General features: G+C 62.0%; 34 protein-coding genes, 1 tRNA gene and 1 pseudogene. 16 read left to right on the plus strand and 20 right to left on the minus strand.

What is annotated here, in order from left to right:
• Positions 1–192: 192 nt before the first annotated feature.
• The 3 genes from J0I42_RS20175 (at position 193) to denD (J0I42_RS20185) (ending at position 3036) form a co-directional block, all read left to right on the plus strand.
• Positions 193–939 carry an SDR family oxidoreductase gene (locus J0I42_RS20175; RefSeq protein WP_291657444.1) on the plus strand — a complete coding sequence of 249 codons (747 nt, stop codon included), beginning with the start codon at positions 193–195 and terminating at the stop codon, positions 937–939.
• Between the two features lie 95 nt (positions 940–1034).
• The gene (denD, locus tag J0I42_RS20180; RefSeq protein ID WP_291657445.1) at positions 1035–2021 is read left to right on the plus strand and encodes a D-erythronate dehydrogenase; all 987 of its coding nucleotides are present in this window, start codon (positions 1035–1037) and stop codon (positions 2019–2021) included.
• Positions 2022–2055: 34 nt separating this feature from the next.
• Positions 2056–3036 (plus strand): D-erythronate dehydrogenase, encoded by a 981-nt coding sequence (gene denD / locus J0I42_RS20185; protein WP_291657446.1) that lies wholly within the window; start codon positions 2056–2058, stop codon positions 3034–3036.
• 104 nt (positions 3037–3140) lie between these two features.
• Here the strand turns inward: denD (J0I42_RS20185) and J0I42_RS20190 are convergent, their stop codons facing one another.
• The 3 genes from J0I42_RS20190 to rplU all read right to left on the minus strand — a co-directional run bounded on the left by J0I42_RS20190 (position 3141) and on the right by rplU (position 4915).
• A complete protein-coding gene (locus J0I42_RS20190) occupies positions 3141–3836 on the minus strand; it encodes a GNAT family N-acetyltransferase (protein ID WP_291657447.1) in 696 nt (231 codons plus the stop codon).
• 155 nt (positions 3837–3991) lie between these two features.
• Entirely contained in the window at positions 3992–4258 is a 267-nt protein-coding gene (gene rpmA / locus J0I42_RS20195) for a 50S ribosomal protein L27 (protein WP_291657449.1), read from the minus strand.
• Positions 4259–4426: 168 nt separating this feature from the next.
• A complete protein-coding gene (rplU, locus tag J0I42_RS20200; protein WP_291657450.1) occupies positions 4427–4915 on the minus strand; it encodes a 50S ribosomal protein L21 in 489 nt (162 codons plus the stop codon).
• Positions 4916–5209: 294 nt separating this feature from the next.
• Between rplU and J0I42_RS20205 the strand changes: the two genes are divergently transcribed.
• Positions 5210–5299 (plus strand) — tRNA-Ser (locus J0I42_RS20205).
• A gap of 145 nt (positions 5300–5444) precedes the next feature.
• On the opposite strand, the gene J0I42_RS20210 is transcribed toward J0I42_RS20205, so the two are convergent.
• The 12 genes from J0I42_RS20210 to J0I42_RS20265 form a co-directional block, all read right to left on the minus strand.
• Complete coding sequence (locus J0I42_RS20210) at positions 5445–7013, minus strand: hypothetical protein (protein ID WP_291657452.1); 1569 nt, start codon at positions 7011–7013, stop codon at positions 5445–5447.
• A gap of 120 nt (positions 7014–7133) precedes the next feature.
• Positions 7134–8876: a DNA methyltransferase gene (locus tag J0I42_RS20215; protein WP_291657454.1), complete on the minus strand. Its 1743-nt coding sequence runs from the start codon at positions 8874–8876 to the stop codon at positions 7134–7136.
• A 91-nt stretch (positions 8877–8967) separates the two neighbouring features.
• Positions 8968–9339 carry a hypothetical protein gene (locus tag J0I42_RS20220; protein WP_291657455.1) on the minus strand — a complete coding sequence of 124 codons (372 nt, stop codon included), beginning with the start codon at positions 9337–9339 and terminating at the stop codon, positions 8968–8970.
• The gene (locus J0I42_RS20225) at positions 9336–9671 is read right to left on the minus strand and encodes a hypothetical protein (RefSeq protein ID WP_291657456.1); all 336 of its coding nucleotides are present in this window, start codon (positions 9669–9671) and stop codon (positions 9336–9338) included. The genes J0I42_RS20220 and J0I42_RS20225 overlap by 4 nt, the downstream gene beginning before the upstream one ends.
• Positions 9668–9841 (minus strand): hypothetical protein, encoded by a 174-nt coding sequence (locus J0I42_RS20230; RefSeq protein WP_291657457.1) that lies wholly within the window; start codon positions 9839–9841, stop codon positions 9668–9670. Before J0I42_RS20230 ends, J0I42_RS20225 begins: the two co-directional genes overlap by 4 nt.
• The gene (locus J0I42_RS20235) at positions 9838–10206 is read right to left on the minus strand and encodes a hypothetical protein (RefSeq protein WP_291657458.1); all 369 of its coding nucleotides are present in this window, start codon (positions 10204–10206) and stop codon (positions 9838–9840) included. The genes J0I42_RS20230 and J0I42_RS20235 overlap by 4 nt, the downstream gene beginning before the upstream one ends.
• Positions 10207–10243: 37 nt before the next feature.
• A complete protein-coding gene (locus J0I42_RS20240; protein WP_291657460.1) occupies positions 10244–10666 on the minus strand; it encodes a hypothetical protein in 423 nt (140 codons plus the stop codon).
• Between the two features lie 35 nt (positions 10667–10701).
• Positions 10702–10935, minus strand: a complete 234-nt coding sequence (locus J0I42_RS20245; protein WP_291657461.1) for a hypothetical protein — start codon at positions 10933–10935, stop codon at positions 10702–10704.
• 9 nt (positions 10936–10944) lie between these two features.
• Positions 10945–11184, minus strand: a complete 240-nt coding sequence (locus J0I42_RS20250) for a hypothetical protein (protein ID WP_291657462.1) — start codon at positions 11182–11184, stop codon at positions 10945–10947.
• Positions 11181–11555: a hypothetical protein gene (locus J0I42_RS20255; RefSeq protein WP_291657463.1), complete on the minus strand. Its 375-nt coding sequence runs from the start codon at positions 11553–11555 to the stop codon at positions 11181–11183. Before J0I42_RS20255 ends, J0I42_RS20250 begins: the two co-directional genes overlap by 4 nt.
• Positions 11556–11557: 2 nt before the next feature.
• Complete coding sequence (locus tag J0I42_RS20260; RefSeq protein WP_291657464.1) at positions 11558–11758, minus strand: hypothetical protein; 201 nt, start codon at positions 11756–11758, stop codon at positions 11558–11560.
• 1 nt (position 11759) lies between these two features.
• On the minus strand, positions 11760–12026 hold the full coding sequence (locus J0I42_RS20265) for a hypothetical protein (RefSeq protein ID WP_291657465.1): 267 nt from the start codon (positions 12024–12026) through the stop codon (positions 11760–11762).
• A 48-nt stretch (positions 12027–12074) separates the two neighbouring features.
• On the opposite strand from J0I42_RS20265, the gene J0I42_RS20270 reads away from it, so the two are divergent.
• The 4 genes and pseudogenes from J0I42_RS20270 to J0I42_RS20285 all read left to right on the plus strand — a co-directional run bounded on the left by J0I42_RS20270 (position 12075) and on the right by J0I42_RS20285 (position 14343).
• Entirely contained in the window at positions 12075–12560 is a 486-nt protein-coding gene (locus J0I42_RS20270; protein ID WP_291657466.1) for a helix-turn-helix domain-containing protein, read from the plus strand.
• Positions 12561–12582: 22 nt separating this feature from the next.
• Positions 12583–12869, plus strand: a pseudogene (locus J0I42_RS24110) (BrnA antitoxin family protein).
• Between the two features lie 44 nt (positions 12870–12913).
• A complete protein-coding gene (locus tag J0I42_RS20280; RefSeq protein WP_291657468.1) occupies positions 12914–13405 on the plus strand; it encodes a hypothetical protein in 492 nt (163 codons plus the stop codon).
• A gap of 419 nt (positions 13406–13824) precedes the next feature.
• On the plus strand, positions 13825–14343 hold the full coding sequence (locus tag J0I42_RS20285) for a hypothetical protein (protein ID WP_291657470.1): 519 nt from the start codon (positions 13825–13827) through the stop codon (positions 14341–14343).
• Between the two features lie 4 nt (positions 14344–14347).
• On the opposite strand, the gene J0I42_RS20290 is transcribed toward J0I42_RS20285, so the two are convergent.
• The gene (locus tag J0I42_RS20290) at positions 14348–14860 is read right to left on the minus strand and encodes a type II toxin-antitoxin system VapC family toxin (RefSeq protein WP_291657471.1); all 513 of its coding nucleotides are present in this window, start codon (positions 14858–14860) and stop codon (positions 14348–14350) included.
• Positions 14857–15573 (minus strand): hypothetical protein, encoded by a 717-nt coding sequence (locus J0I42_RS20295; protein ID WP_291657473.1) that lies wholly within the window; start codon positions 15571–15573, stop codon positions 14857–14859. The genes J0I42_RS20290 and J0I42_RS20295 overlap by 4 nt, the downstream gene beginning before the upstream one ends.
• 202 nt (positions 15574–15775) lie before the next feature.
• Here J0I42_RS20295 and J0I42_RS20300 point away from each other — a divergent pair, with 202 nt between their 5' ends.
• From J0I42_RS20300 to J0I42_RS20335, 8 genes are all read left to right on the plus strand, one after another.
• The gene (locus J0I42_RS20300; protein WP_291657475.1) at positions 15776–16387 is read left to right on the plus strand and encodes a hypothetical protein; all 612 of its coding nucleotides are present in this window, start codon (positions 15776–15778) and stop codon (positions 16385–16387) included.
• Positions 16388–16888: 501 nt separating this feature from the next.
• Positions 16889–17401 carry a hypothetical protein gene (locus J0I42_RS20305; RefSeq protein WP_291657476.1) on the plus strand — a complete coding sequence of 171 codons (513 nt, stop codon included), beginning with the start codon at positions 16889–16891 and terminating at the stop codon, positions 17399–17401.
• Positions 17402–17407: 6 nt separating this feature from the next.
• A complete protein-coding gene (locus tag J0I42_RS20310) occupies positions 17408–20035 on the plus strand; it encodes a hypothetical protein (protein WP_291657478.1) in 2628 nt (875 codons plus the stop codon).
• A 5-nt stretch (positions 20036–20040) separates the two neighbouring features.
• The gene (locus J0I42_RS20315) at positions 20041–22077 is read left to right on the plus strand and encodes a hypothetical protein (protein WP_291657480.1); all 2037 of its coding nucleotides are present in this window, start codon (positions 20041–20043) and stop codon (positions 22075–22077) included.
• 137 nt (positions 22078–22214) lie between these two features.
• Complete coding sequence (locus J0I42_RS20320; RefSeq protein ID WP_291657481.1) at positions 22215–22862, plus strand: hypothetical protein; 648 nt, start codon at positions 22215–22217, stop codon at positions 22860–22862.
• Positions 22859–23302: a DUF5681 domain-containing protein gene (locus J0I42_RS20325; RefSeq protein ID WP_291657482.1), complete on the plus strand. Its 444-nt coding sequence runs from the start codon at positions 22859–22861 to the stop codon at positions 23300–23302. Before J0I42_RS20320 ends, J0I42_RS20325 begins: the two co-directional genes overlap by 4 nt.
• A gap of 365 nt (positions 23303–23667) precedes the next feature.
• A complete protein-coding gene (locus J0I42_RS20330; RefSeq protein WP_291657484.1) occupies positions 23668–23853 on the plus strand; it encodes a hypothetical protein in 186 nt (61 codons plus the stop codon).
• Positions 23850–24089 carry a hypothetical protein gene (locus J0I42_RS20335; RefSeq protein ID WP_291657486.1) on the plus strand — a complete coding sequence of 80 codons (240 nt, stop codon included), beginning with the start codon at positions 23850–23852 and terminating at the stop codon, positions 24087–24089. The genes J0I42_RS20330 and J0I42_RS20335 overlap by 4 nt, the downstream gene beginning before the upstream one ends.
• 26 nt (positions 24090–24115) lie before the next feature.
• On the opposite strand, the gene J0I42_RS20340 is transcribed toward J0I42_RS20335, so the two are convergent.
• The 3 genes from J0I42_RS20340 to J0I42_RS20350 form a co-directional block, all read right to left on the minus strand.
• Entirely contained in the window at positions 24116–24916 is an 801-nt protein-coding gene (locus tag J0I42_RS20340; RefSeq protein ID WP_291657488.1) for a hypothetical protein, read from the minus strand.
• 179 nt (positions 24917–25095) lie between these two features.
• Positions 25096–25293 (minus strand): hypothetical protein, encoded by a 198-nt coding sequence (locus J0I42_RS20345; protein WP_291657489.1) that lies wholly within the window; start codon positions 25291–25293, stop codon positions 25096–25098.
• A complete protein-coding gene (locus J0I42_RS20350; RefSeq protein ID WP_291657491.1) occupies positions 25293–26153 on the minus strand; it encodes a hypothetical protein in 861 nt (286 codons plus the stop codon). Before J0I42_RS20350 ends, J0I42_RS20345 begins: the two co-directional genes overlap by 1 nt.
• Positions 26154–26225 lie beyond the last annotated feature (72 nt).

Raw genomic sequence — 26225 nt, forward strand, 5'->3', positions numbered from 1 at the left:
CTTTGCCGACGAGAGGGCGCAGGCGCTCGGTTATGCTTCGGTGCATCTCTACACCCATGCCAAGCTGACCCAGCGCATCGGCTGGTACGAGCGGCTGGGCTTCACCGTCACGCATCATGAGGAGATGGCCGACCGCCGGCTGACCCATATGCGCAAGACCTTTGCAAAAGCGGGCTGAAAGAGGGAACGGGCATGGCAGGACGTTTGAAGGGCAAGGTCGCGGTCGTCACCGCCGCAGGGCAGGGAATCGGCCGGGCCATCGCCGAGGCTTTCGTTGCCGAAGGCGCCATCGTCTGGGCGACCGACAAGGACGTCGCCCTGCTGGAGGGCATTCCGAAGGCGAAGAAGCGCAAGCTCGACGTGCTCTCGACCAAGGCGGTCAACGCCTTCGCCGAGAAGGTCGGCCCGGTCGACATTCTCGTGAACGCCGCCGGTTTCGTCCATCACGGCACGGTGCTCGACACCGACGACAAGGCCTGGGACTTCTCTTTCGACCTCAACGTCAAGTCGATGCACCGCACGATCCAGGCCTTCCTGCCGGGCATGCTGGCGAAGGGTTCGGGCTCGATCGTCAATATCGCCTCTGGCGCCGGCTCGGTGCGCGGCATCCCGAACCGCTACGCCTATGGAGCGACCAAGGCGGCGGTGATCGGCCTGACCAAGGCGGTTGCGGCCGACTACATCAAGAAGGGCATCCGCGCGAACGCGATCTGCCCCGGCACGATCCAGTCGCCCTCGCTCGACCAGCGCATCAAGGATCTCGCCCAGGCGACGAAGACCACCGAGGCCGCGGCCCGGCAGGCCTTCATCGATCGTCAGCCCATGGGCCGGCTCGGCACGGCCGAGGAGATCGCGGCGCTCGCCGTCTATCTCGCGGCCGACGAGTCGAGCTACACCACCGGCCAGATCCATCTGGCGGATGGCGGCTTCGCGCTCTGAAGCGCTTCCGGACGAAGGGCGCTCGCCGCCCTCCGTTTTCCTGACGCGGTTGCCGCCGAGAGCGACCCGAGACGCGAACCGGATAGGGAGAGATCATGCATGTCCTGATCACGGGTGCGGCCGGCATGGTCGGCCGCAGGCTGGCGGAGCGTCTGGCGCGTGAGGGCCAATGCGCCGGCCAGGCGATCGACAGGCTGACGCTGACCGATGTGGTGCCGGCTTCGCTGCCGGCGGAGCTTGGGGGACGGGCGACGATCCGCGTCGAGGATGCCGGCGATGCCGCTGTCGCGAAACAGCTCGCGGCGCTGCGGCCGGACCTGATCTTCCACCTTGCAGCGATCATCTCCGGCGAGGCCGAGCGCGATTTCGACAAGGGCTACCGCGTCAATCTCGACGGCATGCTGAACCTGCTGGAGGCGATCCGACACGAGGGCGGCGCGGATTATGTGCCGAAGCTGGTCTTCACCAGCTCCAGCGGCATTTTCGGTGCTCCGTTCCCAGCGTCGATTTCGGACGAATTCCACGTCACGCCGTTGACGAGCTACGGCACGCAGAAGGCGATCGGCGAGTTGCTGCTGGCCGACTATTCGCGGCGCGGCTTCGTCGAGGGCGTCGGCATCCGCTTTCCCTCGATCGTGGTCCGGCCGGGCAAGCCCAATGCCTCGGCCGGCGGCTTCTTCTCCGGCATCATCCGCGAGCCGCTGCAGGGCGTGGAAGCGCTCTTGCCGGTCGGCGATGAGGTGCTCTTCACCCACGCGAGCCCGCGCTCGGCCGTCGGTTTCCTGATCCATGCCGCCGGTTTGTCCCGTGAGCAGCTCGGCCCTCGCGTCAACCTGACCATGCCCGGCGTCTGCGTCACTGTCGGCGAGCAGATCGAGGCGCTGCGGCGCATTGCCGGCGACAAGGCGGTGAAGCTGATCCGGCGTGCGCCAGATCCGGCTTCCGCGGCGATCGTCGCAGGCTGGCCGACCCGTTTCGACGCCAAGCGCGCGCTGGCTCTGGGCTTCACGGCCGAGCGCGATTTCGACGAGATCATTCGTGTCCATATCGCAGACGATCTCGGCGGCCATCTTCCGAACTGACGAAACCTCAGAGCAAACCTTCAGGACAGAACCGATGCATATTCTCGTTCTCGGCGGCGCCGGCATGGTCGGGCGCAAGTTCATCGAGCGGCTGGCGCGCGATGGCCAGCTCGGCGGCAAGCCGGTGAGGCGCGTGACGGCGCAGGATGTGGTCGTCGCTTCGCCGCCGCCGGCCGCACCCTTCGATTTCGAGGCGGTGGTCTCCGATCTCTCGATCCAGGGCGAAGCCGAGAAGCTGATCGCGACCCGGCCGGAGGTGATCGTCCATCTCGCCGCTGTGGTCTCGGGCGAGGCCGAGGCCGATTTCGACAAGGGCTATCGGATCAACCTCGACGGTACGCGCTATCTCTTCGAGGCGATCCGCCACGCCGAGGCCTATAAGCCGCGCGTGGTCTTCACGTCGTCGGTCGCGGTGTTCGGTGCGCCCTTCCACGAGAAGATCGAGGACGAGTTCTTCACCACGCCATTGACCAGCTACGGCACGCAGAAGGCGATCGGCGAATTGCTGCTCTGCGACTATTCGCGGCGCGGTTTCTTCGACGGCGTCGGCATCCGCCTGCCGACGATCTGCGTGCGGCCGGGCAAGCCGAACAAGGCGGCGTCGGGCTTCTTCTCGAACATCATCCGCGAGCCGCTGAACGGCGAGGAAGCGGTGCTGCCGGTCTCGGACCAGGTGCGCCACTGGCATGCCAGCCCGCGTTCGGCGGTCGGCTTCCTGATCCATGCCGCGACGATGGATACCGCCGCCATCGGCCCGCGCCGGGCGCTGACCATGCCGGGCTATTCCTGCACGGTCGCCGAGCAGATCGAGACCTTGCGCAAGGTCGCCGGCGAGAATGTGGTGAAGCGTATCCGCCGCGAGACCGACCCGGTGATCGATGGGATCGTCGCCGGCTGGCCGCGCAACTTCGATCCGCAGCGGGCGCTGGCGCTTGGCTTCAGGGCGGAAGCGAATTTCGAGGAGATCATCCGCGTGCATATCGAGGACGAATTGCACGGGACGTTCGTGAAGTAAGGCACTGCGCCTGAACAACCCTCATGCCCGGCCTTGAGCCGGGCATTTCTTTGCAGGACAGCGAGATACCCTGGCCGGGGCTGGCCCGGCCAGGGCGTGAATATTCAAGCCGGGCAGGGCTCGGCCTGTTCCTGCTGGCGACGCGGCGGGATGCCGGACGCAGGCGCACCACGCACAGGCTCTTCCACCGGCTCCAGCCCGGGCGCATGCGCCCAGCCGCTGGCGCTCCAGCTCTTGAGTGCCGCCCAGGTCGAGCGGTCGAGCCGGAACTGCTCGCAGGGGAACAGCCCGCCACGCGCCGGCAGCGACTTCAGGAACGAGCCCTCGGAGCGGAAGCCGGACTTCTCCAGGACCCGCCGCGAGGCCGGGTTGATGACACGGGTGTCCGCCTCGATCGCGGCCATGTCGATCAGCGAGAACAGGCTGTCGATCAGGCCCTGCACCGCCTCGGTGGCATAGCCCTTGCCCCAGTGCGGGGTGCCGAGCCAGTAGCCGATGAAGGGCACGCCCGTCGCCTGCCGGTGCGCGCTGATCATGCCGATCAGCTCATTGGGCTTGGAGCGCGGGGTGATCGCCAGCGCGAGATGCTCGCCCAGGGCATTGCCCTTGCGCATCGCGAAGACGAAGGGCTCCACCGCCTGGGACGGGTAGGGATGGGGAATCGATGCCGTCATCTCCGCCACGGCCTTTTCTCCGGCAAGGCGCAGGATGGCATTGGCATCGGCCATGCGGGGCCAACGCAGCCAGAGACGGCGGGTCTCGAGCCGGAAGACATCGTCGCGGGTCAGTTCGGGGAACATATCGTCTCTCCGTCGGCGCAAACGAAAAAAGGGAGCTGGGACTTTGGTCCCATCTCCCCTTCGCTGACCTTCGGGAGACCCTCTTCGGGCCTTTTAACCCTTGATCCGTTCGGTTCGATGGAACCGGCGGATCGAGAGAATTCCCTATCCGCCTTTTACTCTGCGGCCTCTTGGCCCGGAATTACGTTCACGAAAGCTCGGCCGAGTTTCGTCGTGAATCGGACGCGGCCGTTCGCTGTCGCAAAGAGGGTATGGTCTTTGCCCATGCCGACATTGGCGCCGGCATGCCACTTGGTGCCGCGCTGACGGATAATGATGTTGCCGGGAATGACGGCCTGATCGCCGAACTTCTTGACGCCGAGGCGCCTTCCGTCGGAATCGCGACCGTTGCGGGACGAGCCGCCTGCCTTTTTGTGAGCCATAACGCCCTACCTCAAAACTTGTCGTGTCTCTCTAACCCGAATCGGCGGCGAAAGCCACCCGTCTCGGATACGAAATGCCGGAACACCATTCTGTCAGGAGTGACAGGCGGGAGACTGAACCCCGTCAGTGGTGATCCGGCGCGGAATTCGATGCCGGGAAACCCGGTCTCAGGCCTTGGACGCCTCGTCCTTGGCCTTCTTGGCAGGGGCCTTCTTGGCCGCGGCCTTCTTCGGCTTCTCAGCCTCCTCGCCAGCCTCGGCCTTGGCGGCCTTCGGCGCAGCCTTCGCCTTGGCGGCGACCGGAGCAGCGGCGGCATCGGCCTTCTTCATCTCCGGCTTCTTGCCGCCGGTGAGGATGTCGGTGATGCGGATAACGGTCAGCTCGGCGCGGAAGCCGCGCTTGCGCTTGGAGTTCTGGCGGCGGCGCTTCTTGAAGGCGATGACCTTCTCGCCACGGGCCTGCTCGACGATCTCACCGACGACGGTGATCTCGGAGAGGGCCTTGGCGTCGAGCGTCGTCTTTTCGCCCTCGGTGAGCATCAGCACCGAGTCGAACGCGACTGTGTCGCCGGCATTGCCTTCGATCTTAGCAGCGGTGATCTTGTCGTTGGCGGCAACGCGGAACTGCTTCCCGCCGGTCTTGATGACTGCGAACATTTTGTCCTCCATGTTCGGCCCCGTCCTGTCGCGGCTTCCGGTCGGGAGCCTCGCGGGACGGCTTTTTGGCAGTCGATTGCGTGATCTGGCTTGCTCTTGCCGGCATGCGACGCAGCGCACATGCCAAAAGAGATCGGGCGCGGATTTCTCCACGCCGGACGGTGCTCGATAGTCGCAAGGCCGGGGGAGGTCAAGCGAAAGCGGCTGTGAAGAGTGGATTTCTGTCGGTCGGGAGGCTTGCCCCCCGGCGGAGGGTTGTGTAGTAAGCGCCTCGCTTCGACCGAAGGCGACCGCGGACAGGTGGCAGAGTGGTTGAATGCACCGCACTCGAAATGCGGCATACCTGCAAGGGTATCGGGGGTTCAAATCCCTCCCTGTCCGCCACCTTCTCCATCTAAGTAGTTGAAATCATTAGCGCCGCTCCGGCGCGGTGACCTTGTTCCCCAACTTATTCCCCAACTTGCGCCGAGAGAGTGGACGGAAGTCCATAAACGCTGACGTAGCCAATCGCACTGGGCGCGTGCCTTCCTCAATGCGAGGACGGAGGAGTTTCCCGATGGGCGTGCGCTACCATCACCGCCCACCAGTCCCCCACGACATCGGGAATCCGATCTGTGAACGGATATGGCCGGGCTTCTGGGAGTTCAGGGTGAAGCTTGTTGTGGACGCGCTCCAACATCCAGCCGCGATGCTCGTCATCCGTGCCTCGAACAACCGCTTCGAAAAAGCTGTCCTCGGTCGCTGAGGCAAAAGTCTTCTCCAGGTCGTCAATATGGCAGAAACGCACCGCGATCTGGTCAGCGTCTGTGATTTCCGGATCGCTTTCGCGAGCTATGGATTTGGCGCGGCTGAGTACCTCATCGATGATGGGGCCGCCCATAGAAAGCCAAGTGTCTAGCGTCACGACGATGCCGCGCACGTCGCTGGCGAATTCGACGGGTGGAAGAATGCCCCTTCGGCGGTGTGAGACGTAACGCCAGATCTGAAAGGCGCCTTTGGCCATCTCGTCATATCCACGGGCGGCTGCGCTGATCGGATCATCGCCAAAGCGAGCGCTGAAAGACATTCGCCTAGCCTTGCATTCGAGGACGACGGCCATCCCCCCGCGGCGTGAAATCAGGACGTCAGGCGTATCGAAGTGGCGCTTGCCCTGCTTGTATTTGAAGCTCGGCGAGATTTGGGACGATGGGAGAACGGCACGGAGAAAATCGACGCAGTACGTTTCAAACCTCGCCGCAATCTCGTTTTTCACCGGATCCGGTCCGTCAATAACATCGTAGAAGACACCGCCTGCCGCCCTTAGGCTTATGAGTTCTGGAAGAGGGCAAACGGCAGCCTCCCCGAACACAATTAGGGGCGTTGAGCGGAGAATACTTGGTTTGTAGGCGGTCTGGCCCGGTACAGTGCGGATCCGTGCGGCCTCACGCCGCGCATCTTGGTGCGTGCAGCTGATATGTTTAATGACGGCGACCGAAAGTTCCGATGGAATGCTCACTCCCGTAAAGTCGAAATCGAGCCTGACGTTTGGGCGTTCGTTAAAAGCAGCGCGGAGCGCAAAGCAAGCATGGGAGTATTCTGAGAGGGAAAAGCCGTTCTTGGCCTGAAAATAGGCAGTTGTCAGAGGTCCGCCATAGAGGAAGCCAGAGCGATAGAGCTGCTGGAACGATAAAAATCCACGCTGCCACTCGAACTGACGCTGACTTAAGCGATGCAGCTCATATAGAATCCCGACATTTCGGCGCGCGATGCCATCTTCGGCATTCTCTAACTCATTCACCAAATTGCGGGCTCTTCCCATTGCCGAAAATGCGCGACAGTTCAGGGTTTTAGTTTTGGTGCGAAGCCTGGGCGTTTCCTTCGGAACTACGAGCAGCTCGTTTGCAAGGGTTTCGATCAGCCAGGGATAGATCGCCAGTCGGTTGGTCAGGTCGGAATTGGCGGCCTCTTCGGGAAACTCCAAATGCTTCGCGGCTGCTCTGACGTTGCCTGTCTGCAGCGTCCGCGTGGCCCAGCACATTATCAAGAACGCGGCATCATCGGCGCGCGACAACAGCTCATCCAGTTTCCGCCGGTAGAGTTCCTTTTTCTGTCGGCTCATCGAATCGCCCTAGTGAGAGCGATCAATCTACGCTCTCACCACTCTCCTTGAAGGTTCAAATGCTGCTCCTCTTTGGCGGCGTAAGCCGGACCTCACCAACGAGATTGGGCCGAGGCAAGCCTAGCGGTGCCTTCTGGCCTTCTTCTCGACCTGGTTCACCAACAGAGGCTCGTCCAAGGGTAAGGGTTGCTGGTCTCGGGTCGGCTTGCCCCCGGTAATTGGCATTGGCGGCAACGGTGGCTCCCTGCGCAACTCCTCTGGCGTAGGCTTGCGAGCCGGCCTCTTACGCTGAACGGCGCGGGCCTCTTGTGTGGCCCGTACAGTGTTGAGTTCGGTTAGAATGCCCAGATTCGGACCCGTGATTAGATCCTTCACAGTCACGATCTGGATTCTCGGGCGCTCTCCGCCTGGGAGCTCGATTCGTCCTCCCAACGCGGCCTCAGTCCGCATATCAGGCGTCGGGTCGTTCACGCAGATGAACACGCCCATGTCCGCGCCTTCGCGCTGAACAACACTCTTGAGAACCCTAATAGCGTCCGGCCCAACATGCCGGCCGCCTTTGACCGACACGATTGCGTGTCCGTAGCGCCCCGGTCCAGAGATGAAGGAGATTTCGCCGTCGATGCCCTTGTCGGGGCCGCGTCCCTTCGCCTGGCCGCCAATGCGACCAACTGCCCATTCCTGGAAGGTGTACGGCTGGAGCTCTGCCAATTTGCGAGCCGCGAATTCGTCTTTAGGTATTCCCTCGACGACATATTTCGTGGTGGGAAGCCAGGTTTTTATCCGATCCTCAATGACTTGGATCGCAAGATAGGTGATATCGATACCGACCCACGACCTGCCCAGCCGTTCCGCAGCGTGAACAGCAGTCCCGCAACCGCAAAACGGGTCGAGCACGACATCTCCGGGCTTGCTGGAAGCCAAAATTATTCGCTCCAGCAGAGCCAGCGGCTTCTGCGTGGGATAGCCAATGCGCTCTTCCGCTTGCGAGTTCAGAGGAGGAATGTCTCCCCAAAAGCTACCAACAGGCGCGCCTTTATCTTGGTCAGGCCGTAGCTTTCTTCTCGGCGCTCCCGATTTCGACCACGCGAGATTCCCAGCCGCGTCGATCGCACGAAGCTTTTCGATATTGACCCTCCACCCATAAGGCGGAGGCGTGTAGCCCTTGTATTCATAGACCAGATTCGGGCGGGGACCCATGCTCGCCGAACAGATAATGGGGCCATCGGCATAGCGGCCGTGTTCATCTTCTCGGTCGTACTTTTCGATCAGCTCTTCCTCAGACAGAGGGCGCCGTATCGCGTCGTCATAGAATGGCGCTTCGCTTGATCGGGCATAATACAGTATCGTATCAGTGCTGGGGCTGAATTTCTTGATCGAGTGCTGGGAGCCTTTCGGGTTTCTGGAACGAAGCCATACAATTTCATTTCTGAAATTTGCGGCCCCGAAAATGGCGTCCATTACGGCTTTCAGATAATGACTGGCGGTCGGGTCGCAGTGGAGATATATGCTTCCGGTTGACTTAAGGACCCGCTTTAGTTCGATAAGTCTGACTGTCATCATGGCTAAATATGCCATGAGGTCGCTTTGCCCTAGAAAGCCCTGCAAAGCCTGAAGCACTCGAAAGATGGCGACGTCAGATCGCCTGACTGCTTCCATAGCAGCTTCGGCCCCGTCCTCCCACCGCCATGTATCCTCGAAAGCTTTCTTTTGAGCATCTGCACCAACGGGTGACTTGTACAGAATGTTGTATGTTGCCTTCGAATTGAAGGGAGGGTCGAGGTAGACGAGGTCTACGCTCTCATCCTTGATTTTGCCGCCCCGCAGCCATTCCAAATTGTCGCCGAAGAACAGTCGGTTCATTACGCAACGCCCCGCCAGCCAAATGACTGACAGGAAATTACGTCAATTTATGTCATATTAGGTTAATCTCGTGGCGGCTCCCTGAGCTTCATTAGCCCTGCTCTCTCAACCCATCGCAGTCGGCAATGCCATTGTCATCCGACTGGCCTTCGTCGTCGCACTGCGCCCCTTCATCCTCGCAAACGGATTCCTGATCAGTGCTGTCTTCCAGGTCAGAGTCGCCATCGAGCGCATTGGCCACGCCGATCAGTGATTCCACGATGGCGCCCAGCCGGCGCCGCACGCCGTCGATGGAGAGGGCGCGGTCTGTCAGGCGGCGCGCCACGTCCAATAGGATGCTTCGGACCTCCTGCCGCTCGACATCGCTCAGGGTGATGCCGTCGCCGAAAGGGCCGTCATCGGGGTCAAGCTGGCTGAGTGTAGCGAACAATTCGGCGGAGGGGCGAAGATCAATGAGGCTCATTGCATCTGCTCCAGCATGCGCTTGGCGTAGTGAAAGACGGCGACCAGGCCGCGTTCCCCATCGTCCAGCACTTCGGGATTGTCGGGGTCATTGAGGTTGAGATGGTCGCCGTCTGCCTCCAGCATGACGGTCATCATCGCGACCAGCCCGGCCGGCGTCGTCGGCTCGATCTTGTAGATGGCGCGGAGCGCGTCATAGGCCGGGCCGATGCTGATCTTCACGGCAGCGTCACAGGCCATGCCGTCCTCAATGTCGCAATCAGCTATGAAAACAGCCCATAGCGGGCGCCAGCGCTCGATCGCGGCGAAGACAGGATCAGGCTGCGCATTCATTGGCGTGGCTCCAGAGGAATGACGCGACGCCCGATAACCAGTTCTCCATCGACGTAGACGACGGGGAGATGGCCGTAGAAGGAGAACGTCGGGAGGCTGACGGGCTTCATGCCATAGGAGCGCGCGGGCTTGCCCTTGCCGCGCTGGCGGTTGATGCGAATAGAGCTCATGCGCTCGCTCCCACATGCTGGCGCAGGAAGGCAGCGCAAACCTTCAGAACGGCCTCGTTTGCGTTTGAGTCGATGAAGTCGGCCATCTCGCTCAGCACGAACTCAATTCCGTGCATCGCACCGGCAAAGGTCGTCGGCATGGGTGGCGAGGTACAGAGCCGATCCATGCTCGGGCCGTAGGTGGCCTCAGTCAGACCTTCCCATTCCTCGGTGACGGAGCGCGCATTGAATGCTGCGGTCCCGTGCCGGTATTCTTCAATGAGCGCAACGAGCGGATCCTGGCTCGCGGCTGCTGAGGGGTCGATGCTGCCTGCGCAAGCTATGGCGGCGGCGCCTTTGAGGATCGATCGACGTTCTACGGACATACGAGAGCACTCCTCTGGAAAGGGAGGGGTTGCGGGGTCAGCGGCGAGTGGTCAGGAATTCCCGTTCGGCGGCCGATGCCTGGGCGCTCAAGGCCGCGATGTCGGCAAGGTCTTCGGAGACCAGCGCCGCATGCCGGAGCGAGAGCAGCGCCCGCCAAATGGTCTCGAGATGGCCTTCGGGCTGACGCGCCTGAGCAGCTTCACGAATGTCGTGGAGCGCGCACACAAAGATGCCGTTTAGGCGCTCCAGCATGGAGCAAGAGGGCGTGAGCCGTTCGAGATGCGAGACGTGGCTGAGTGCGATTAGCTCGCACGCTGCATCAAGTGTGCGTGAAAGCTCGTGCAGATCCTTCATCGAGAGGCGAGCGAGCTTGTCCGCTTGGAAGATGCAGGAGGCGACCTCGGCGGCGTCGAATTTCGGCAAGCCAGTAGCGGCTGCCGGAGCGGTTGCGCTCGGCATTGGATCTTCTCCAAAGATGTTGATGGTGTGGCGGGTTAGATCGTCTTGACGGCGACGAAGACGTTTTCAGTGAGCCGGCGGGCAATATCCCGTCCGACCCAGGCGAGCGCGCCGATACGGGCGAGGGTCGCAGTCTGCTCGGGCGTCATGCCTTCTCGGATCAGTTCGCACTCCTCGCTGACGATGATGTCCAGCAGCTCGGCAAGGTTGCCGGCATCGGTTTCGGCGCTGTTGGCGTCGTAGGCGTCAGGCTGGGCTTTCTTTGTCATGGCTCCCTCTCAGGCGGCGGTGCCTCGCGCGCGACGCGCGCGGAGCTTGGACAGGTTGCGGAAGCAGAGGCGCTTTCGGGTGGGGCAGCCCATGGCATTCGCGGCAGCCAGGGCGCGGCGCAGCTCGATAACGGACAGGTCCAACCAACCGCTTGGGGCGGGAAGCCGGCGCTCATCATCGAGAGCGAACCGGAGATAATCGAGCGAGAGGCCGATAGCGCGATTGAAGCAGGCGCGAGCGTCGTTCATGTCGCATCTCCCTCGCGCTCGCTATCGATTAGGTTGAAGGCCTGCTCCGCTTCCTCGGTCGTGCATTCGAAGACGCCGATTTCATCCATGATGAGCAGCCGTAGGCGGTATGTGCGGTCTTCTTCCGTGGCGGCCGGCAGAGTACGGGCACGTTGCGCGATGGCGTCCGCCAGCAGGCCGAATTCGCGGGCGAAATCGTCAACGATGTCCCCGGCGCCGGTCCAGGTGACGACGCCGCGCGAATCATTCGCCCGATGGTCGCGAAACCGTGGCTGGCAATTGAAATTGTCGAGCAAATCGCTGGTGGCGCGAGCCGCTTCCCAGAGGGCGAAAAGCTGCATGTGGTTGAGCTGGGAGATATCGGGCGCCATGGCTACTCCTCCTTGCGGATGCTGCCGAGCATGGTTTCCAGTTCCGCGAGGCGGATGGACACATGGTCGATGATGGTGGTGATGGCGTTCTTCTGCTTCTCGCCTTCGATGGCGCCGGCCGCCATGTAAGCGGCTTCCTGCAAGTCCATCGTTTCGTGAAGGTGGTTCACTGCGTCGAGCAGCGTTGCGGATGCGCTCGCCATTTCAGGCTCCAATGCGGTGGCGGTTGATGCGGCGGAACGGGCCGCACTTGGCCTTCGGAGCGCGGCGCGCGAGGCGTGCAGCCTCTGCCTGCTCGTCCGCATAATCGATGCAGAGTTCACAGATGGCGCGCTTGGGGTGAGCGATGGGGATGACCCGGCCGGTTTGGTCCGGCTCCTCGCGGCAGCCGCAGAATCCGCAACTGGTATCCGCGAGGCGCGTCCGAATGCGGAGCGATGCCGGCGGCAGCAGTTCGTGATGGGTGGCCATCGCTGATACCTCATACCTAACGATTAACGTTAAGGTGAGTGATAAGCGATGCATATCGTCATGTCAAACGAAAAGCGTTATAGATGGCGCGAAACGTTACAGGGGATTTCGATGACACCTGCGCAGTGCCGGGCCGCCCGTGGTCTGGTGGAGCTTTCCCAAGCCGAGCTGGCCGCCGCGTCGCGAGTCGGCATATCGACGGTTCGGAATTTCGAAGCGGGCCGCTCAGTGCCGGTGGAGAACAATCTACTCGCGATCAAAGGTGCTTTGGAGGCGCGCGGAGTTCAGTTCATTCCCGAAAACGGCGGCGGCGCTGGCGTGCGCTTGGCGAAGCCATCCGGTGTTCCGCGGGCGACGCCGGACGAGATGGAGGCCAGCGCTACCGAGGTTCGCTCACGGGCGGCGAGCGCGGCCGACGAAGCCATGAGCGATATGGACGCGACCAAGCAGGAAAAGGCTGAGCGACGCGGCGCGCTGACGGGCGAACCGGCAATGGTGGAGAAGGCGCGCGACAAAGGACGGCCCCGAAAGTGAACCAGTTTCTCATGAGGATTGAATGAGCAACGATCGAATTACCCGCCGCCCAACCAGCGCGCGTGACAAGGCGGAAGCCCTGTCAAAGCGCAGGCGCCGACAGTGGCTGCGCCAGTGGAGAAGAGGACGGTTCTGCCTGGCGCTAAGGAGATGGTGACGCTCCGGATCGACAGCGAAGTTCTAGCTTATTTCCAAGATGGCGGACCCGGTTGGCAGGACCGCATCAACGACATTCTCCGCCATGCAATGCCGGGTCCGATAGACGAGGGCCTCAGGCCTGACGAGCTGAATTCGTCGAACGACGGCTGAACGATATCGTTGTACACGAGGATTCAGAGCGCGCGAATTAATCCATGAAAGCAGTGAAATTCGGCGTCGCCACTTTCGTCGCGACCTTCATCTTCCTCAACCTGATCTCGGGTCCGCTAACCTGTAATTCTGGTTGGGCCTCGCCGTCGATCGGCTCGCAGGGCGCATGCTCTCATCACGGCGGCGTGGATCGCCTGCCCGGCTTCTTGCGCTTCCTGGCCAGCGCTGCCGCAGGCATCACCGTCGGCAATTGGGTGTCTAAGCGAAACTCGGCGCCGCAGCGGCAGCCGGCAAACGTCGTTGCTGTCCAGCGGAAGCGAGACGAAGAATTGGTCCAGCGAAATGCCCCGGTGCGTCGTGACCTCGAAAAGCGCCTCGCTCCGGCTAGCGGCAACACCGACTGCCCGACATGCAATTCGCCTATGATCGGCGTTGCTGAGGCTGGAGTGATTTTCTTGAGGTGCTCCGACGCGGCCTGTGGTCATGAGGCGGCCATTGAACGGCCGGTCGCGAAACGCAAGCGACGCCGAGCTTGAGAGGGGGGTGAATTGAGCGAAGCCGCAAAATTCGGAGTTGGGTCTGCTCCTGAATGCGACGTCGGTCGAATGAGCGTCAGGATCCATTATGAGAAGCGCGCTGACCGGATGAGCGGAGAGCATTGACGTGGCCCGCAAACTCCAACTTCCCGCATCGAAGACAAAGGTCGCTCACATCAGCGGGGAGCAATTCCGCTATGGGCTTCGTCAAATCGAGATGGCGCCGGACAGGTTCGCAGCCTTATTCTGTAACGGGCGGGTCAGCCGCGTGCATGAATGGCTGAATGACGAGGTGCCGGTCCCTCCTTGGGTGCCGGCTCTGCTTGCCGCGATGATGACACCGGAGGCCAGGACGAGGGCAATTGCTACGGCAGAGCACCTTCTGGCTAGCGCAGCTAACGCTGGTGACGGAGAGCGGAATGACGCCCGCTGAGAGGCTTGGGATCGAGGCTGAACAAGAGGCTTTCAACAAGGCTCTGCTCGGGGAGGACGACCTGGGCATGGTTGTCAGAGCCCATATCCATATCGAAAGCAGGCTTTCCGAGTTCATTGAAGCTCGGCTCGTCCAGCCCGAGCAATTGGAGTTGAGCAAGGTGCCGTTCGAGATGCGAGTCCGGCTCGCCTTGGCTCTGGGTCTTTCTGATAAATTCAAGTCCGCGCTGAATTTTGTCGGTACCCTACGGAATAAGTTCGCCCACACCCTCACTGCGAGTCTTGGGGAAGAGGAGGCTACAAATTTCGAGCGGGCGCTTGGCTCTGAGGGCAAGCAAATTCGGGACAAAAGCTATAAGAGCACAAAAGCGAAGTTGGCCGCGGATAAACCAAGCTCGCCATCTGGACTTGAGCCTAGGGACAAGATCGTCCTGTCTTTCGTCACTCTGTGGGGCGGTATCGCAGTCGCCGCGGTAAGGGCAAAAGCTGCGGCAGCGCGCGATTGAAGCATCACGCTTCGTCTTCGAAGTCCATTTTTCTCTGAGGGTCTTCGGGTGGATAGGGCAATTCATCGATCTTGATGATTTCGATCTTGGTTCCCCGTAGATAACCGCCCAACCCGTCATCGTCGGTACAGACGGCACGAGCACGCCAAATCTTCGCCGTCGCGGCTATCATCGCGTCGTACTTCATCGCCACCTTCCAGCCCGCCGGACGGTTGGCTTCAGGCATTCGATCGAGCGCGCGTCGGATCATTTCGCCCGCCTCGATGGCAACGATCTGGTCGAACGGTTGCACGATAAAAGAGCGGTTGCGCTGGAGTAAGGCGACGATTTCCTCCACGCGATCGATGCGGCCTGCCACAATCTCCGCAACGACGGGTGCAGGGATGACGATTTCTTCTTTCGTCCGTGCAAGCTCTTGGGTGAAGAACTCGACCCGCTCCTTGCCTCTATCGAGATGGGGCATAGCCCCTTGGGGATCGAGGAGCAGGATTAGGAAATTCGCGTCGACGACAATCATGCCCGGCGCAGATCCCGGATGGCTTTCACCGCCTGGCTGGCGCTTCCCTCTGGGAGCATCTGCCCGGCTTTTCGCAAGACCTCGCCGATCGGCTCATCTTCAAGGGGCTCGAAAGAGGAGACGTCGAGCAACTCCAGATCCCATTGACCTTCCGAATTGCGCCGCCACTTTCCGCTGCCGGAGAGGCGAACGTGCGTGTGGAAGTATGTTGCCATTTCCTTCGCCAAATCCGCCTTCACGACAATGCGGCCCGCAATGTCGCTGCCATCCTCGATGCCAACGCCTACTAGGTCGCCATTGCCTTCAAGGCGAACGAGCCGGCCTTGTAGCGATGTCGGCTGACGCAGCGGGCCGATGGGCTTGGCCGGCGGAGTGGTACCTGGAAACGGAATAACCCTGCTGCCGGGCAGCGTGAGCGCCGCTACCGTCTTGTCCTTTCCCAGCATCTCATTGAGGCGGGCATAAGCTGCTCTTGCTTCCTTTCCGCCTTCTCCTGTCGCGGCCGATCGAACGCGCGGGCTAACGACGGGCAAAGCTTCCTGATCGACCTTCGCGACAAGGCGCACACTGCCCTTTTCGACGCCACCGAAATGGACACCATCCTTCGACCCGAGAAGCTGGGCAAAGCCGAGCAAATATTCGGCGATGCGCTCCATCGGCAGAGTTTCGGGGGTATACCCCTCAATTCGGAATTCGAACTCGGCGGCGGACATCCCTGCCCCTTGGGGAGTGCTGCGGCGATACACCATGAACGCTGTCACTTAAGCAAGCGTTGCGCCCGAAGGGTGACAGGATTGAGTCGCGCGTCGGGTGCGATCAAATTCGTTCGCCTCAGAAGGGCAATGAGGCCACTCGATGATGCGAACGCCCGTCGAACCGGTATTCGTCGACAGAAAGACAGCCGCGGCTAGGCTGATGATCAGCGTCGATACCTTCGACACATGGTTGCGCGCTGGCTTCATCCCGGGACCGCATATCGAGCGCGGTCAGATTGTTCGCTGGCATTGGCCGAGCCTAGAGCGCCACCTGATAAATGATGGGCCGAGTCATGAACCCGATCCGTTTCTTGAAGGGGTGAAGAACCTCAAGAAGAAACGCGATCTACCCGCAGGCCGCGTTGAGCCTAGCAGATGGCCTCTGCCGTCTAGCGCAGGTGACCACCTGGACCGGTGGTATTCGAAGCTTGGCTTCGATCCTCATACGATGACGGACGCCGACATGGAGCGTCTGCAGGAAGAGGCATTCGACCGCTGGAAGTCCGAATTCATTTTCACGCGACTGGGAAAGCGTGAGCGCGACGTACTTCGACAATTTCAGGGCATTCAACCCGGAAGTCTGGTCCGGCCTGCTGGGATCAAGGGCCTTGGGGTAGATACCGAACAGCGCCTTGAAGCGCGTGGGTTCATTGCCACTCGCTATCGCGACAATGACGCAAATCTCTTGGAGGGCTGGGAGCTGACCGAGGCGGGCAACCAAGCAGTTCAGGCCGTCTTGGCTGGTCAAGAACCCGATCGGCCGGCGCGGTAAGAATCCAGCCTCACTAGCACCAGGGTTCTCGCGTTGCCTGCCTTCGCTGGCAGCCGTCGCAATAGGCATGTGCCGACGGGGCAGCCTTCTCCCAAAGTTGGGGAATCTGTTGGGGATCGAGCAGGTCACTCGCATTGGGTCTGAACTTTATCAATATCTTGTGCTCTATCTGGCGCGGATGACCTCTCCGCGTAACTGCGGCTTGCTCTACGTGGTTGGACGGGCGCAGACGGAAGTTGACGTATCTAACAGTATGATTTCATTGTGAAAATTTCATTTCGAGGGTATTTTGGCGCGGTCCGCATCAGGGTCATGAGCCATGTATCCCGAGCTAGTCCAGATGAAAGCAGAGAGGGGCTTTGCTGAAGCGGTCGCGAAAGCGGCCGAGCGTCAACGCGTAAGCGCCAGCGAGTTCATGCGGCAGACGCTCCGCAAGGCCATCGAGGCTAACGGCGTCGACCTGCCGCCCTATCCGAAACTCCGGTTCGGTCGGAAAGCGTAATGACAGATCTGCATCACGGCGCGGTCATTGGCGAGGGTGCTACCCTATTCGCTGACAGCCAGGCGGAGGTCGCCCAGGCCATAACCAATCGGCGCATCTTCCTCCAAGCGTGGCCCGACAATTCCGTGATTGCCACCCTTTTCGCACAAGAGAAGTCAGTTCCGATCGGCACGGTCGAACGGAACCTCATCATCTTCACTCACGACCGCTCCCGATCCGGCGCCGTTGCTCTTCACAACGTGACGGCCACGATGGAGGCGGAGCTAATCGCTTCATCCACGCCCGGCATCTGGCATCGCAGCACGCTGCGCTATCTCGCGTTCTGGATCTTTTGCGAGAACCCCGTGCGTCGCCTCGTCTGCCGGATCCCGGCCAACCAGCCCAAGCTCCAGGACTACGCTCGCCGCCTTGGCTTCACGCTGGAGGGCCGCGCTCGCCACTACTTCACGGACGACATCGACGCCACCGTGTGGGTGATGTTCGCCAACACCTGCCCATGGCTGAAAGGATAAGGGCCAATGGCTGACACGTTCACCTGGGGCGAGGGCGGGCAAAAGCTCTCTTCGACCGACCTCAAGCGCCGCATGGCGTACTCTTTGATGAAGGAAGGCACGAGCACGGCGCCCGTCCAGCACTGGTTGCAGGGCGTTGACCGCGTGGCCAAGGCCCTCATCGGCGGCTGGGAAATGAGCGAGCTCGATAAGGCTGAGAAAGCTAATCAGGCGCTCCAGGCCAAGGACGATGCCATTCTCAACGGAGGAGGCGGCGCCTTCAGCCTGGGAGGCACGCCCGCCACGACCGCGACCGCAAGCCTAGCGCCTACCGCGACGGACGGGGACACCGGCAGCGCGCTCCCCGCCTCGCTCAACACGACCGAGAGCGGCGGCAACTGGCAGGCTCAGAACAGTGCGGTAGGCGCTGGGGGCATGACCGGACATTTCGGCCGTGCGCAGTTCGGTCAGGCGCGGTTGCAGGAAGCCGCCGCCGCTGGAGCTATTCCCCAGGGCACGACGCCGCAGATGTTCATGAAGTCACCGGAGCTGCAAAAAGCGGCGGAGAACTGGCACTTCGGCGATATCGATCAGAACATTCGCGCCAACGGGTTCGATCGCATGATCGGCCAGAGCATCAACGGCGTGCCCATTACGATGGGCGGCATGCGGGCCGTGGCGCACCTCGGCGGCAATCGCGGTCTCCAGCGCTTCATCGAGACGGGCGGGCGATACAACCCGGCCGACGCCAACGGCACGTCGCTGATGGATTATTTCACCACGCACGGCGGCAAAATGCGGACGGCCGAGGCTGACATGCCGGCGCCGGGCGCGGTGCCTGTTCAGGGCAGTGGCGGCGCTGAGGGATTCTTCATCCCGCCCGGTCAAAGCGACCTGCCGGCGATGCAACCGAATGGGGCTTTCCCCAACTTCGACCCGGCGACGGGGCGTTGGCTGGGGTCGAGCCCGTCCGCCCCCGCGTCGGCGGCCATCCAGCCCGATCCGCCGCAGCCCTCTGTCGCGGCCCCGGAGGCCCAGCCTGCGCCTCAGCCGCTCAACCCTGTCTTTATGAGCGAAGGCGTCGATCAGCCGTGGATGAACAGCACGTTCACGCCCTCCGCCAATCCGCGCGAGGCGATTGCCCGCGCCCTTGCCAAGACGCAAACCCTTCCTCCGTCGCGCCCGGCCGATCTTGCGATGCCGCAGGCTGACTTGCCCGCACCTGGCGCCGTCCAGGCGATGGGGCAAGTTCCAGTTAGCCAGCCGGCGCCGCAGCCGTCCTATGGCGAGATCGATCCAAACAGCCCGGATGGCGGAGCACGGATCGGGATGCTTGCCAGCGAGGAAGCCCGGCTCGGCCTTCCCTCTGGCGCCGGCATCATGTCCCCGTCCGAGGGCATGAAAGCCGTTGCGGCAGCACTGATGCAGAGCCGGGCCGGCCGTGATCCGCTCTCCACTGCCAGCACGCCAATCCAGCGCGTCGCGGCGGCGCTCATGCCTGCCACGTTTTCGCCGGGAGCGTCGGCCGCTCCGACGCAGACGGGCAGCGGCACGGCGCCGCAAGCGGCATGGAGTTCCCAGCCCCAGACGCAGGGCGCGAGCCCCTTGGCAAATGGTCCGGTTCCGGTCCCGCAAGCCGCTGATCCGGGCACGCCCCAGCGCCAAGCCCAGATTGGGGCAGCCATGCGAACGCTCAACAACCCGAACGCCACGGCCGGTTCCAAGCTCATCGCGCAGCAGGTCATCCAGCAGGCTTTCCGGGGCCGCGAGCTTGAGACTGTCAACCGTCCTGACGGCAGCGTGTGGCACGTTCCGAAGAACGGCCAGGGCTCGCCCGTCCAGATCTTCGGGCCGCAGAACAAGCCGGAGGATCGAACCGGCGACATGAAGGAATACGATATCTACGTGGCGCAGGAGAAAGCCGCAGGGCGGACGCCTGGCGACTTCACGACTTGGATGCGCGGCAACAAGTCGTCGGGAGCGACGCAGCTCAACATCGATACGAAGGGCTCGCAGGCTTTCGCCACGAAGGCGAACGAGTATCAGGCGAAGCGCTACTTCGACATGGCCACGTCGGCAGACGAAGCGGTCGTGCTGCGCAGCGATGTCGAGACGCTTTCCGGCCTCTTGAGCGGTATCCAGACCGGGCGCGGAACGGAAGCCCGTCTCGGCCTCGCTCAGATGGCGAAAGGCGTCGGGCTCGATGCCGTGGCAGACAAGCTGACCGGCGGCAAGATGGACGAGATGGAAGCGGCTTTGTCCATCATGGACAAACTCACGCCCCGGATGCGCGTCCCCGGTTCGGGCGCGACTTCCGACATGGAGATGCGGACCTTCCGCAATGCCCTGCCGAGCCTACTCAAGCAGCCGGGCGGCAACGCCATCGTGTCGGATACATATCGCGGCATGCTCGACTATCAGGCCCAAGCTGGCGACATCGCCCGCCAAGCCTTGCGTGGCGAAATCAGCCAAGCGGACGCGGACAAGGCACTGAAGGAGCTGCCCAGCCCGTTCCAGCGCCTCAAGGATTACCAGAAGGCGCAGAAGGAAGGTGCGAGCGGAGCGGCGGCCCCGCAACAGCCTGCGCCAGAAGCCCGGAAGTCGGTAGGCGGCAAGAGCTATGTCAAGCGCGGCGCCGAATGGTTTGAGGAGTGACGGGTATGGCGAACAAGGTCACAGACCCGGCGCTCCTGCGCGCTCTCGAATCTCCCGACACGCCCAGCCTGCCGATCGAGACGAGCGGGCGCAAGGTGACAGATCCGGCTTTGCTCGCTGAGCTGGAGGGCGCTGCTCCAGCGGCGCCGGCCCAGATGGTCCCGGAATACGACGCCATGGGCAACCCGACTGGCGGCATGGTCGCGGCTCCTGCACCCGTGACGATGGGCTACGGCGAGCAGATGGGGAAGATTGGCAGCCTCGTGGACAAGGGCGTCCGCATGGCGGCCAACGGCCTCACCTTTGGCATGGCCGATCGGTTCGCGGGCGGCATGGATGCCCTCACCGGACAGGCGCCCAGCTATAGCTCTGGCGTCGATGCGCAGCATGTGCGTACCCAAGCAATCCGTGATGAGGCGCCAATCCTTGCCGGCATCGCAGAGGCAGCGGGCGGCCTCACGGGTGGCGTCGGGCTCATCAAGAACGGCGTCACGCTGGCCGGGCGCGTTGGCTCCGGTCTCATGCCCCGGATCGCGGCTTTCGGCGCGGAAGGCGGGCTCTATGGCGCTGCCGCTGGCGCGGGCAACACGTACACCGGCAACGCTCAGGATTACGTCGACAACGGGTGGAGTGGGGCGAAGACTGGCGCGCTGATCGGCGGCGCTCTGCCGGCAGTCGGCTCGGCATCGTCGTCGGTCTACAAAATCGCTCGGGCTCTCGCGGGGCAGAATGTCGAAGGCGTTGGACGAGCCGGATCAGCCGCCTTGCGGGCCGCGGCGAGCGCGGATGAGGCGGGCTTGCGCAACCTACCGAACCTCGGAGCGGAAGCCATGCTCCCTGACGCGGGACCCTCGATGCTCGGCATTGCCCAGGGCGCGGCGACGGGCAATGGCCCGGGCAAAACGGCTCTCGTCAATGCGCTCCGCGAGCGCGATGCTGGCACGGCTGGCCGGTTGGCGAGCGTCGTGGATGATGCTCTCGGCCCTGCGCCTATCCCGTCGCAGGTCGACGCTGCAATTCGGGCCAATCAGCGGGCCTTGAGCCCCGTCTACAATGAGGCATTCCGGGACGCCCGCGCCGTCGACACTCGCCCCATCGCGGAGCATATCGAGGCGCTGATTCCTGACAGCCGTGGCCCCGTCCGCTCTGCGCTGGAGCAAGTCCGGTCGGATCTCAACATTCCGGGCAATCCGGCAAACCTCGAAGTCAATCCGCGTGCCCTGCTCAGCGTCCGCCAGTCGATCGACGACGCACTGGAGAGCGCTCCGCGCAACGTCCAGTCTGCGCTTGGCGACATTCGGCGCCGGATCGATACCGAGCTGACGGCGAAGATTCCGGGGATCAAGGCGGCCGATGCGCAGTATGCCGAACTTGCTCGGCAGCGCGAAGCTCTGGAGATGGGGCAAACCATCTTCGATACCGGGCGTGGAACCGTCATTCGTCCAATTGAGCTGGCGGAAACCCTTCGCAACGGTGGCCTCCCCCAAGGCCAGATGGTCGGACCTTCGGCGGCGCCCGTCATGGTCCGTCAAGGCGCTCGCGCGGAACTGGACAGGGTCGTCGGGACCAACATCAACGACCTGAATGCGCTGGAGCGCACCTTCGCCACGCCTCGCGACTGGAACAACGTCAAGAGTAGGCTCACCTGGGGCGATGACGCGGTGGATCGCGTGACGGATGCGCTGCGCACCAATCGGACCTTCCGGGATTCGATGCAGCGGATCGTGGACGGGTCGCGCACGGCTCCGACATCGGCCGCGGCGAAATCGTTGGAGGCCGGCGACGGACCTCGCACGGATATGACCATGACCGGACTCGCCTCAGCAGGTGTTCGCGCGGTTTCGCGGGCGCTGATGGGTGCCAGCTCTCAAACCACGAAAGATCAGGTGGCGAGGCTAATGGCGAACCCTGCTTACGAGCGAATCGCCACGGCACTGCTTGAGGGAGCTCAGCGGACAAACGAACGGGCGGCGGCTCTCAGTCGTGCCTTGTCCCAGCCTGCGTATCTCGGCGCTTCTTCGCCTGCCAGCGGTCGTAGATGAAGCCGTAGGCCAGGAGCAGACCGAAGCCGAGAAAGAACGCTGAGTTGGAATTGTCGAATAGCCCAATCCACCTATGGACCAGCCACGTTGTGACCAGTCCCAGCACCGTAACGGCGACGAATTGAAGGGCAGGGCTCATGCAGGCGGAAGATGCGGGACAGTCGGCGGAACGTCAACGACCCGACCAGGTGGCATGGGATTATATCGACCAGCGCCTGGATGGGGTCTCGGCTCGGGTTGATCGCATCACACTCGCGGCCCATGAGGCGGGGCATGCCGTGGTCGGTTACTATGTCGGCAACCGCGTCCCCGCCGACTGCGAAGTCTGGATCAATGCACGAGGTAAGGGCGAGGCGACGCTTCGCGGCGGCACTCCCTGGGCGAAGGTCGTCGCAGCCTTGGCCGGTGACGCGGCCGTTGCGGTCCTCATACCTGATTCCTCGCTCTTCGCCGGCTCTATCGGGGAGGAGGAACTTCGAACGCGGGCAGACAGCACCATCCGCGAGCATAGCCGCTGGCAGGAGCAAGGCGGCGAGAGCCAGGCCGAGGACGATGAAGACATTGCCCTTGCTCTCATCGTTCAAACCCTTCCGTGGGCGGAATGCGCAGCGGTGATGGCGATGTTTCGAGATGCGGAGGCTGAAGCTTTGCGAATTGCGAGGATTCCAGCTGTCCGAAATGCAATCGAGACGGTCATGCTCGCCCTGCTTCATCATGAACGGCTGACGGGCGCGGACGTGGAAAGGCTCATTGTCAGCGCGGGCGAAGGCGGCAGGATCCAATGAAGGCTGCCGCTGAAAATGCAGCGCCGAAGCAGCGCGGGACACCTTTCAAGCCTGGGCAGTCCGGCAACCCGGCCGGGAAGCCAAAAGGCGCGCGCAACAAGACGACGCTCGCCATGGAGGCCATCATGGAAGCGGATGCGGAAGCCATGACGCGCAAGCTCGTCGAACTGGCGAATGCCGGCGATATGACCGCAATGCGCATCTGCATGGATAGGCTCTATCCCGCCCGGCGCGACCGCGCGGTGACATTCGACCTGCCCAAGATCGAGACGGCGGCGGACCTAACGAAGGCGACGCAAGCTATCATGGAGGCCGTCGCGACTGGAGACTTGACGCCGCTGGAGGCTGATGCGGTGAGCCGCACGGTGGAAGCGCATGTGAAGGCGATCGAGGTGACGGATCTCATGCGCCGGCTTGAAGCGCTGGAGGGCAAGCCGTGAGCCTCTCGGTCAGAGTGCAGAAGCTCGAAAGCAGGCGCCGGCCGTCTCCTGTCTGGAGAGCAAGGCGGAGCGAGACGCGCGTGTGGCGGCGTGGGGGAGTAAAATCGGTTCCGTGAGCATCGACATGGACTTGCTGGCGCCGAACCAAGCGGCGGCGATCCGGGCCGCACAGAGAGCGGACACATGAACTTCCGGGCGCGCATAGCGAAGCTGGAAGGCGCTCTCCGTCATTCCTGGGAACCCATCATTGCCATCGCGGCAACGGCAGCGGAGGCCCGGCGGGCTGTCGATGAAGAACGAAAGCGACGCGGCCTTACGAGCGGCCAACTCGTCCCAACCATCTGCGTGACAGGGAGTGTCGCCCCATGAGCATCGCTGCACGAGTTGCAAAGCTGGAGCAGCGTCGCGGGCCGGCCCGCAGCCATGTCCTGTTCGGGCATAGCCGGGACGAGGTGCACGCCCAGCGCAAAGCCATGATCGAGGCGGGCAAGGCGTCTGAGCTGGATGACTTCGTGATGTTCGTCACCATCCTAGAGGAGCGCCCGCAATGAGCACGACTTCCATCAAGCAGCGGCTTGAGAGGCTGGAGAACAAGCGAGACTCGGGGCGGTCTGGCATTCATATCCTTGAAGCAGCCTCGCCAGACGAGGCGGCGCAAAAGGAAGCGGACCTGATTGCATCTGGCGATGCGCGCGCCACCGACCTCTTCATTGTGATCCGGCGCATGCCCTGGCTGGCCAGAGTCGATGACCCCGATGCTCCGAGCTGGCGTGGGCTGCCTACATGAGCGCCAGCATTCTGAGCGGCCACACGTCAGCTTTCGTCGCTGCCATGGGCGATGTGGCTCTCATCGAGGCCGAATCGGAGCATGGGACCATCTACCCGGTCGCGCGGCATATAGCCACCGCATTCCCGGTCCAGCCAACTTGCTACGACCTGACGGACAAATTCGCGGGCTTCCAAGAGGTTCATTAGGTCGTCTTGGGGTATCGTTACGTTTCGGTTCGACGTTCCATGGCGCCCAAATGCTCGATTATTGGCCGCATTCTTGAAGGCATTCAGAGCTTTTCGTCGCGCGATATTTGCCAGATGGAGCTTATCGAGCGTCGTATTTAAATGGCCCGCGATATCTTCCAGGAGCCGATAATACTCGGCCCATGATGGTGGGCCTGCAATAACATTTGCTGCATATGCCGCTAGATTGTTCTCCGTCATAAAGCGGACCCGATCCATCATGCCCTGTCTAAGGGTTGGATGGCGATCAGTGGTTACAAGGCGGATCGGCGAGTTGTTCGGCATCGTGCCGAAGCTCATTTCCAACCAAACATGACCATCTCGATCAAATCGAGCCCCGATCGGTGTGACCGGCGTATAGTTGCTATCTGCGAGAACAGCATACCCGTTCAAGGGGGCGATGATTTCCCGAGCCGCCCATTCTGCCTGCCGCTGCGGGTCCCCGGCATAATCAATCAGGGGCAGGCAACCTTCGCCCGTGACATAAGGGCGGCTTTGTCCAGGATCGGTTGCCCGATTGAGCGTGCCGACTTTCTCACCGGTTATACTGGTGCAGACATATAGGTCGGGATGGGCACCGACCGGGAAAAGCAGGCTCAAGGCGTATAGGTCGTCAATGTGACCCTGCAGGAATATCCGAACTGATGTCATGGCCAAGCCCAAAAAACTTTGCCTCAATAGGCTCTCAGGCATGAAATGGCCATGTCGAACAAAAAAAGGCCGCCGCTCGGGAAGCGACGGGCCTTGTGTCAGGACTAAGCCAACACCAAAGGCGGCGTTCAGCCGATGAGCCTATCCAGAAAAGTTCGATAACGCCGCTTTAGATCGTTCAGCTGCCGCCCTGCCTCATCACCATCAATTTCGCCAGCTTGGTGGCGGCGAATAATCTCAGCCGTCTCATCACTCAGTCGGCGCATATGGGCAGGCGTCGGTGATTTCTCTTTCTTTGCGGGCTTCGACGCTATCGCAAGTGACATCAGCCATTCTCCCGAAGCAGTTCCTTGATCTGATCGACAAATGGTCTGCAAGTAACGACAATCTCTCGGCTACGGTTTCCATAAAACGCATAAGGCCGATTGCAATCGAGTGAGACAAATGCCCGCACCCGTGGACCCTCGGGGGTGCTCACTTCGACAGGGATAAAAAACAGCGAACTGTACGAGACCTTTGACTGGGTCGGACTAGGTGTCCCCCGATCGATGGCGCCGAGCCTATGGACCACGCGCGGCTCTGCTCCAGCCATGCAAGCATGGTGCCCTAAGAGATTCGAGCCGTCAAATTCGCGACCGATAGGTCTCTCGTTGCCCGGATTCCGATGACGGATGGTCATTTTGGTTTGGCTACTGCCGACGTATTCAACCAGCGAGACCGATATCTCCCCCTTCCCAACCTTCGTGATCTGCCGCGCGTGGATTTCCAGAATGCCGAGACAGGCTCGGATGGCCTCGGCTCGCTTTCCACGCGGAACGGCCCCTGATTTCACCGCGGATATCAGGTCACCAAATCGCACAATTGCGTCGGATTGCGTGAGGTCGGATCCTTTTCTCTCTGAGAGCGCCTTTAGGCTCCAGAGAGTAGCGCTGCCAACAAAGAGCACTGGCGCTGAGATTGCAGCGATCTGGAGCGGGACTGCGCCGGCGAAATAACCAACGACCGGAGCGGCGGCGGCCCAGCTATGCTGCCCGAACCAATAAAGCAGCGGTAACGGCCTAAATCGCCTAGGGACGCGGTTATAGAAAATGCCCTCGGCCGCCATAAAGTAGCGGCGCGGTTTCGAATACTCGTCCCCAAGCCATTGATTGATGCGACTTTGGATTTTTTCGGCCGACTCAGGCACGTGTTCCCCCAGATCACCAATGGATGCTCTGGGCCGACCGATCGGGTCAACTGGGAAATTATGAGTGAACGC

It is taken from the genome of Allobosea sp., from assembly GCF_017308015.1.
Lineage (GTDB): Bacteria > Pseudomonadota > Alphaproteobacteria > Rhizobiales > Beijerinckiaceae > Allobosea.

Excerpts from the sequence above, each read along its gene's own strand:
- J0I42_RS20290 (WP_291657471.1), bottom strand. The coding sequence starts at position 14,860 with ATGATTGTCGTCGACGCGAATTTCCTAATCCTGCTCCTCGATCCCCAA.
- J0I42_RS20265 (WP_291657465.1), bottom strand. The coding sequence starts at position 12,026 with ATGGCCACCCATCACGAACTGCTGCCGCCGGCATCGCTCCGCATTCGG.
- J0I42_RS20230 (WP_291657457.1), bottom strand. The coding sequence starts at position 9,841 with ATGAGCTCTATTCGCATCAACCGCCAGCGCGGCAAGGGCAAGCCCGCG.
- J0I42_RS20225 (WP_291657456.1), bottom strand. The coding sequence starts at position 9,671 with ATGAATGCGCAGCCTGATCCTGTCTTCGCCGCGATCGAGCGCTGGCGC.
- J0I42_RS20330 (WP_291657484.1), top strand. The coding sequence starts at position 23,668 with ATGAGCATCGCTGCACGAGTTGCAAAGCTGGAGCAGCGTCGCGGGCCG.
- J0I42_RS20175 (WP_291657444.1), top strand. The coding sequence starts at position 193 with ATGGCAGGACGTTTGAAGGGCAAGGTCGCGGTCGTCACCGCCGCAGGG.
- J0I42_RS20190 (WP_291657447.1), bottom strand. The coding sequence starts at position 3,836 with ATGTTCCCCGAACTGACCCGCGACGATGTCTTCCGGCTCGAGACCCGC.
- J0I42_RS20280 (WP_291657468.1), top strand. The coding sequence starts at position 12,914 with ATGAAAGCAGTGAAATTCGGCGTCGCCACTTTCGTCGCGACCTTCATC.
- J0I42_RS20300 (WP_291657475.1), top strand. The coding sequence starts at position 15,776 with ATGATCAGCGTCGATACCTTCGACACATGGTTGCGCGCTGGCTTCATC.
- rplU (WP_291657450.1), bottom strand. The coding sequence starts at position 4,915 with ATGTTCGCAGTCATCAAGACCGGCGGGAAGCAGTTCCGCGTTGCCGCC.
- J0I42_RS20255 (WP_291657463.1), bottom strand. The coding sequence starts at position 11,555 with ATGGCGCCCGATATCTCCCAGCTCAACCACATGCAGCTTTTCGCCCTC.
- J0I42_RS20335 (WP_291657486.1), top strand. The coding sequence starts at position 23,850 with ATGAGCACGACTTCCATCAAGCAGCGGCTTGAGAGGCTGGAGAACAAG.
- J0I42_RS20345 (WP_291657489.1), bottom strand. The coding sequence starts at position 25,293 with ATGTCACTTGCGATAGCGTCGAAGCCCGCAAAGAAAGAGAAATCACCG.
- J0I42_RS20285 (WP_291657470.1), top strand. The coding sequence starts at position 13,825 with ATGACGCCCGCTGAGAGGCTTGGGATCGAGGCTGAACAAGAGGCTTTC.
- J0I42_RS20305 (WP_291657476.1), top strand. The coding sequence starts at position 16,889 with ATGACAGATCTGCATCACGGCGCGGTCATTGGCGAGGGTGCTACCCTA.
- J0I42_RS20270 (WP_291657466.1), top strand. The coding sequence starts at position 12,075 with ATGCATATCGTCATGTCAAACGAAAAGCGTTATAGATGGCGCGAAACG.
- J0I42_RS20245 (WP_291657461.1), bottom strand. The coding sequence starts at position 10,935 with ATGACAAAGAAAGCCCAGCCTGACGCCTACGACGCCAACAGCGCCGAA.
- J0I42_RS20315 (WP_291657480.1), top strand. The coding sequence starts at position 20,041 with ATGGCGAACAAGGTCACAGACCCGGCGCTCCTGCGCGCTCTCGAATCT.
- J0I42_RS20240 (WP_291657460.1), bottom strand. The coding sequence starts at position 10,666 with ATGCCGAGCGCAACCGCTCCGGCAGCCGCTACTGGCTTGCCGAAATTC.
- J0I42_RS20310 (WP_291657478.1), top strand. The coding sequence starts at position 17,408 with ATGGCTGACACGTTCACCTGGGGCGAGGGCGGGCAAAAGCTCTCTTCG.
- denD (WP_291657445.1), top strand. The coding sequence starts at position 1,035 with ATGCATGTCCTGATCACGGGTGCGGCCGGCATGGTCGGCCGCAGGCTG.
- J0I42_RS20215 (WP_291657454.1), bottom strand. The coding sequence starts at position 8,876 with ATGAACCGACTGTTCTTCGGCGACAATTTGGAATGGCTGCGGGGCGGC.
- denD (WP_291657446.1), top strand. The coding sequence starts at position 2,056 with ATGCATATTCTCGTTCTCGGCGGCGCCGGCATGGTCGGGCGCAAGTTC.
- J0I42_RS20220 (WP_291657455.1), bottom strand. The coding sequence starts at position 9,339 with ATGAGCCTCATTGATCTTCGCCCCTCCGCCGAATTGTTCGCTACACTC.
- rpmA (WP_291657449.1), bottom strand. The coding sequence starts at position 4,258 with ATGGCTCACAAAAAGGCAGGCGGCTCGTCCCGCAACGGTCGCGATTCC.
- J0I42_RS20250 (WP_291657462.1), bottom strand. The coding sequence starts at position 11,184 with ATGAACGACGCTCGCGCCTGCTTCAATCGCGCTATCGGCCTCTCGCTC.
- J0I42_RS20295 (WP_291657473.1), bottom strand. The coding sequence starts at position 15,573 with ATGTCCGCCGCCGAGTTCGAATTCCGAATTGAGGGGTATACCCCCGAA.
- J0I42_RS20260 (WP_291657464.1), bottom strand. The coding sequence starts at position 11,758 with ATGGCGAGCGCATCCGCAACGCTGCTCGACGCAGTGAACCACCTTCAC.
- J0I42_RS20235 (WP_291657458.1), bottom strand. The coding sequence starts at position 10,206 with ATGTCCGTAGAACGTCGATCGATCCTCAAAGGCGCCGCCGCCATAGCT.
- J0I42_RS20320 (WP_291657481.1), top strand. The coding sequence starts at position 22,215 with ATGCAGGCGGAAGATGCGGGACAGTCGGCGGAACGTCAACGACCCGAC.
- J0I42_RS20325 (WP_291657482.1), top strand. The coding sequence starts at position 22,859 with ATGAAGGCTGCCGCTGAAAATGCAGCGCCGAAGCAGCGCGGGACACCT.
- J0I42_RS20210 (WP_291657452.1), bottom strand. The coding sequence starts at position 7,013 with ATGAGCCGACAGAAAAAGGAACTCTACCGGCGGAAACTGGATGAGCTG.